Origin of the sequence: Anaeromyxobacter sp. SG64, assembly GCF_022690745.1 — a bacterium.
Taxonomy (GTDB): domain Bacteria; phylum Myxococcota; class Myxococcia; order Myxococcales; family Anaeromyxobacteraceae; genus Anaeromyxobacter; species Anaeromyxobacter soli.
In genome coordinates, this window is record NZ_JALCZB010000157.1 from 1 (window position 1) to 5,898 (window position 5,898).

The window sequence follows — 5,898 nt, forward strand, 5'->3', positions numbered from 1 at the left end:
TCGCGCCTCGGCGCGCACGCGGCGCGGGTGCGCCCCGAGGCGCGGCACTCCGCGTACGCGAGCCGTGCTCCCACGTCCCGCTCCGCCGGGGGCTCGGTGGAGGCGGCGACCCCGAACGCGAAGGCGATGGCGACGACGAGCCCGGCCGCCGCGTACGCGATCGGCGATCCCTCTAGCTCGAGCGCCAGGGCCATGCGCGGGACCTAACGCCCGCGAGGCCTCGGCGCGAGACCCCTCGCCGCGCTCGACGATCCGTCAACCGGGAGGCCGCCCCGGCCTCACCGGAGACCGATCGAGACGTCACGCGGCCGCAGCGACCCTCAGGCGGAACGACCGCCGCGGCCCGAGGGCCGGCGGCGGTCGTGGAGAGAGCGCCTTCGCCAGGCGCGCTTCGTTCGGGGCGGGACGGACGAGCTACCCGTGCGCCGTGACCTGGCGCAGGATGTCCAGCTCCTCGAGCGCCTTCCCCGCGCCGATGACGACCGACGAGAGCGGGTCCTCGGCGAGGAACACCGGGAGCCCGGTCTCCTCGCGGAGCAGCACGTCGAGGTTCTTGAGCAGGGCGCCGCCGCCCGCGAGGACGATGCCGCGGTCGGCGATGTCGCCCGCGAGCTCGGGCGGGGTCCGCTCGAGCGTCACCTTCACCGCCTCGACGATTCCGTTGATGGGCTCGGAGAGCGCCTCGCGGATCTCGGAGGACGTGACGGTCAGGGTGCGCGGCACGCCGGCGACGAGGTCGCGCCCCTTGATGTCCATCGTGAGCTCCTCCTCGGTCGGATAGGCGGTGCCGATGCCCATCTTGATGAGCTCGGCGGTGCGCTCGCCGATGAGGAGGTTGTACTTGCGCTTGATGTGCTGGATGATCGCCTCGTCCATCTTGTCGCCGGCGATGCGCACCGAGCGGCTGTAGACGATCCCACCGAGCGAGATCACCGCGACGTCGGAGGTGCCGCCGCCGATGTCGACGATCATGTTGCCCGAGGGCTCGGTGATGGGCAGGCCCGCCCCGATCGCCGCCGCCATGGGCTGCTCGATGAGGTAGACCTCGCGCGCGCCCGCGCTCTCGGCCGCCTCGCGCACCGCGCGCTTCTCCACCTCGGTGATCCCCGAGGGGATGCCGATGATGATGCGCGGCTTCACGAAGCTCTTCCGGTTGTGCGCGCTCTGGATGAAGTACTTGAGCATCGCCGCCGTGACCTCGAAGTCGGCGATGACTCCGTCCTTCATCGGGCGGATGGCGACGATGTTCCCGGGCGTGCGCCCGAGCATCTCCTTCGCCTCCTTGCCCACGGCGAGGACCTTGCGGCCGCCGCGCGCGTCCTGCTGGACGGCGACGACGCTGGGCTCGTTCGAGACGATGCCCATGCCGCGGATGTAGATGAGGGTGTTCGCGGTCCCGAGATCGATCGCGAGATCGCGCGACAGCATGTTGTGAAGCCAGTTGAGCACGGCGGGGTCCGGATTATGGCAGGGCGGGTTCGAACGGCAAGCGGTTTCGGGAGGTTAGCGCGCCTTCGCGGACAGGTTCGCCGCGGGGCCGATGTGCTCGTCGAGCCACCCGAGCACAACATCGTAGAACACTCTCGCATTCTTCGGCTTGGAGACCCAATGCCCTTCGTCGGGGAATGCGAGGAGCTTCGAAGGGATCCCGCGCCGCTGCAGGGCCGTGAAGGCCGCGTAGCCCTGGTCGACGCCGGTGCGGTAGTCGAGCTCGCCCACCGAGACGAGGGTGGGCGTGTGCCAGCGCTGCACGAAGCGGGAGGGCGAGAACTTCTGGTAGTCGCCCGGCTGCTCGAACGGCGTCCCGCCGAACTCCCACTCCGGAAACCACAGCTCCTCGGTCCGGTAGAAGAACGCCTCCAGGTCGAAGATCCCGGCGTGCGAGACGAGGCAGCGGAAGCGGTCGGTCTGGCCGTTCAGCCAGTGAACCATGTAGCCGCCGTAGCTCGCGCCCGCGGCACACATGCGCTCACCGTCCACCGTGCCTAGGGCGATGGCGGCATCGACGAGGGCCATCAGGTCCTCGTAGGGCTTGCCGCCCCAGTCGCGCGAGACGGCGTCCACGTAGGCCTGCCCGTAGCCGGTCGAGCCGCGCGGGTTCGGCAGCACCACCGCGTAGCCGCGCGCCGCGTACAGCATGGCGTTCCAGCGCGAGGTCCAGGCGTCGTTCCAGGCGCCCTGCGGTCCCCCGTGGACGAGCACCGCCGCCGGGTGGCGCTCGCCGTCGCGGTGGCCGGCGGGGAGGACGATCCAGCCGAACACCTTCGTGCCGTCCTTCGAGATCGCCTCGAGCGGCCGCAGCATCGGGCGCGCGACGCCGGCGAGCGCGTCCGCGGCGAGCCGCGTGCGCTCCGCCCAGCGCGCCTTGCCCGGTGCTCCCTCCAGCACCGCGACCTCGGGCGGGGCGGAGATCCCGTCCACGAGCGCCGCGGCGCGCGTCCCGTCGGCCGAGTACGAGACCGACTGGACGTTCACGCGCGGCCTTCCGCCGAGCGCCGGCGTGCCGGCGAGCTTCGCGATCTTCCCGCTCCGGACGTCCACCTCGTAGAGCTCGTGGTAGCCGGAGGTGAGCGCCGCGAACCGCAGCGCCGCGCCGCCCCGCGCCCAGTGGAGGTCGCTCGCCGAGAGCTCCGTGCCGGCGGTGAGGTCGCGGGCGTCCTTGCCGTCCGTCCCGGCCACCATCACCCGGAAGCGGTCCGACTCGTAGCCGCCGCGCGCCTGCGAGAGCCAGGCGATCCGGCTGCCGTCGGGGGAGGGACGCGGGCTCGCGTCCCAGCCCGGTCCGCTCGTCACGCGCCGGGCCTCGCCGCCCGCGAGCGGCACCGCGAAGACGTCCGCGTTGGTGGAGGCCGCCTCGAGCGGGTCCGCGACGGAGGTGAAGTAGAGCGTCTTCCCGTCGGGCGAGACCGCGAGATCGTCCACGCCGCCGCGGACGGCGGGCGGCGCGTCGCGATCGCCCGGCGTGAGGTCCGCGGGCGCGCCGCCGTCGAGCGGCACCCGGAGGACGTGCGTGCGCAGCCGCTCGCGCCACTCGTTCCAGTGGCGGAACAGGAGGCGGGTCGCGAGGCGCGGCTTGCCCTTCGCCTCGTCCTCCGCCCTGGCTGCGCAGGCGGCGTCGGCGCCGCAGCGCGGGTCCACGTCCGCGGTGACGAGGAGCGAGGCGCCGTCCGGCGCCCAGAGCAGCTCGCTCACGCCGCCGGGCAGGTCGCTCACAGGGCGGATCTCACCCGAGGCGAGGTCCACCACGTGCGCCTGAGGGGCCCCGCCGCGCGTCGAGACGAAGGCGAGCCGCTTGCCGTCCGGAGAGAAGCGCGGTGAGGAGATGCGCTCGTCACGATCGGTGAGCTGCCGCCGCACGCCGCCCGCCGCGGGGACGACGTAGAGGGCCGAGGAGATCTTGTCGCCCGCCCGGTCGAGTCGCCCCACCGTGAAGGCCACCCGGGCGCCGTCCGGCGAGAGCTCGGGCGCTCCGACGCGCGGGAGCGCCACGAGGTCGTCCACCGTGAACGGCCGGGGCGCGGCCGTGGCCACGACGAGCGCGGCGAGGGCGGAGGTCAGCATGGAGCGCCCTTCTACCACGTGCGCCCGCCACGTCCGAACGGCGCGGAGAGCTTTGCGGGGGCGGGCTCGCGCGCTACGCTCCGGCGCGAGCGATGGCGCGTCGCAAGCCCGCCCCGGAGCCCCCTGTGGCCTGCGCCCGCTGCGGGCACCTCGCCGATCCCTCGCGCGGGAGCGCGAACTTCTGCACGGCCTGCGGGGCGCCTCTCCGCGCGGGCGCGACCGGCGCGACCGGCGCGCGCGGCACCGGCCGCCGCCGCGGGAAGGATGGGGTCGTCGCCGACCGCTACCGGCTCGTCGAGCTCCTCGGCGAGGGCGGGATGGGCCGGGTCTACAAGGCCGAGCACATCCGCATGGGGAAGACGCTCGCGCTGAAGCTCCTGCGGGAGGACTTCGCCCGGGAGCCCACCGCGGCGGAGCGGTTCCTCGCGGAGGCGCGGGCGGTGTCGCGGCTGTCGCACCCGCACACCCTCGCGGTCTTCGACTTCGGCGAGGTCGGCCGGCAGGGCGGCCTGTACCTCGCCATGGAGTACGTGCCGGGCGAGGATCTCGCCGCGGCGCTCGCGCGGAGCGGACCGTTCCCCGAGGCGCGCGCCCGCGAGGTCGGCCAGCAGGTCCTCGGCTCGCTCGCCGAGGCGCACGACGCCGGCGTCGTCCACCGGGACGTGAAGCCCGCCAACGTGATGCTCATGCGCACGCGGGGGGGCGAGGACTTCGTGAAGGTCCTCGACTTCGGCATCGCCTCCCTCCGCGACGACTTCGCGGGCGGCGCCGACGCCGGCGCCGGCGCCATTCTGGGCACGCCCGCGTACCTCGCCCCCGAGCAGGCCCGCGGCGCCGCGCTCGACGGCCGCGCCGATCTGTACGCCCTGGGGTGCGTGCTCTACGAGCTCGTCGCGGGCCGGCCGCCGTTCGTGGCGCCGAGCCCGATGGCGGTCGTAAAGGCGCACCTGTCGCAGGAGCCGCCGCCGCTCGCCTCCCTGGCGCCGGGCGTGTCGCGCGCCTTCGCGGACGTCGTGCACCGCGCGCTCGCGAAGCGCCCTCAGGATCGTTTCCCCTCCGCCGACGCCATGCGCGCGGCGCTCCTCGCGCTCGCCGCGCCCGCCGGCCGCGCCCGCACGACCGCGCGGGAGCTCGAGGGCGACCTCGACCTCGCGAGCCGCGAGGACTTCGACGCCCTCGGCAGGCAGGTGCGCGCGCTGCGCGCGGGGCGGCTGGCGCCGCTCGCGCTCGCAGGGAGCCTGGCGGTGCTCGCCGCGGGCGCCGCGCTCGCCTGGCGCTGGGACGGCGCGTACGCCCTGCTCGCCGCCCGCGCGCCGTCGCTCGCGGCGGCGCTGCCCGGCGCGCTCCGGCCCGACCTGCCCTTCGACGGGCGCGAGCACGAGCCGAACGACCGGCCCGAGCAGGCGAACTCGCTCCCGCTCCCCGCCGGCCCGGAGGGCGCGACGGAGCTCCTCGGCCGGGTGGGGGAGCGGCGCGGGCGCGAGCTGGGGGACGCGGACGTGTTCCGCGTGGAGGTGCCCGACGCGGGGCCGCGCACGGCACTCGAGGCGGAGTGGACGGGCGCGGACGCCGGCGCGGGCCTCCCCGGCCTCGACGTGGCGCTCACGCTCCACCGCGCGCCCGACGAAGCCGCGGGAGGCGAGGCGCCGCTCGTGGCGCAGGTGGATCGCGGCGGGCCGGGCGGCGCGGAGCGGCTCGTCGCGGCGGTCTCGCGTGGCACCTATTACCTCGCGGTGCGCGAGCGGCACGCGCCCGGGGCGCCGCCCGTCGAGCGGCCCGAGCACGACTACCGGCTGAGGGTGCGGCTCGTCGAGGCGAGGCCGGGCGAGGAGCTCGAGCCCGACGAGCCGCCGGCGCCCGGCGCGGCAGCGGCGGAGTGGGCCGTCCTCGCGGCCCGCAACCCGCTCCGGCCGGGAGCGCCGCTCCGCGGGGAGACCTCGACCGACGACCCCGACGTGCTCGCCGCCGAGGTGGCGGGTGCGCCGGCGCTCGTCGCGCTCGTCCCGGATCCCGGCGTCGCGCTCGAGGTGCGCGCCCCGGCCCACGGCCCCGCTGCCGCCGTCTCGGAGGCGCTGGCGGAGGGCCTCTCCGCGCCCGGCGGATCGCCGCTCCTCGTTTCGCTCGCGCCCGTGCCCGTGCCGGCCGCGCCGGTGCTGCTCGAGGTCTCTGCCCTCGAGGGCGCGGGCGGGTACACGGCCCTCGCGCTCGGCACGGACGCGGCCTCGGGCGAGGCGGCCCTCGCGCTCGTGCGCGCGCTCGCCGGCGCATCGCGCGCCGCGCCGGCGCTCGAGCTCGCCGCCGCCTACGCGGAGGAGCTGCCGAGAGCCGCCGCGCGCG

The 5,898-nt window shown here is 75.6% G+C and carries 4 protein-coding genes; 1 reads left to right on the forward strand and 3 read right to left on the reverse strand.

Translation table 11 applies throughout. The features are described 5' to 3' along the window. From MNZ29_RS23295 to MNZ29_RS23305, 3 genes are all read right to left on the reverse strand, one after another. On the reverse strand, window positions 1-194 hold a 194-nt coding region (locus MNZ29_RS23295; RefSeq protein WP_242356977.1), incomplete at its 3' end, for a hypothetical protein. 220 nt (window positions 195-414) lie between these two features. Continuing rightward, a complete protein-coding gene (locus MNZ29_RS23300) occupies window positions 415-1,449 on the reverse strand; it encodes a rod shape-determining protein (RefSeq protein WP_011984441.1) in 1,035 nt (344 codons plus the stop codon). Window positions 1,450-1,503: 54 nt separating this feature from the next. Further along, window positions 1,504-3,561: a S9 family peptidase gene (locus MNZ29_RS23305; RefSeq protein ID WP_242356979.1), complete on the reverse strand. Its 2,058-nt coding sequence runs from the start codon at window positions 3,559-3,561 to the stop codon at window positions 1,504-1,506. 92 nt (window positions 3,562-3,653) lie between these two features. Here MNZ29_RS23305 and MNZ29_RS23310 point away from each other — a divergent pair. Continuing rightward, the coding region (locus MNZ29_RS23310) for a serine/threonine-protein kinase (protein WP_242356981.1) at window positions 3,654-5,898 on the forward strand (2,245 nt) is incomplete at its 3' end.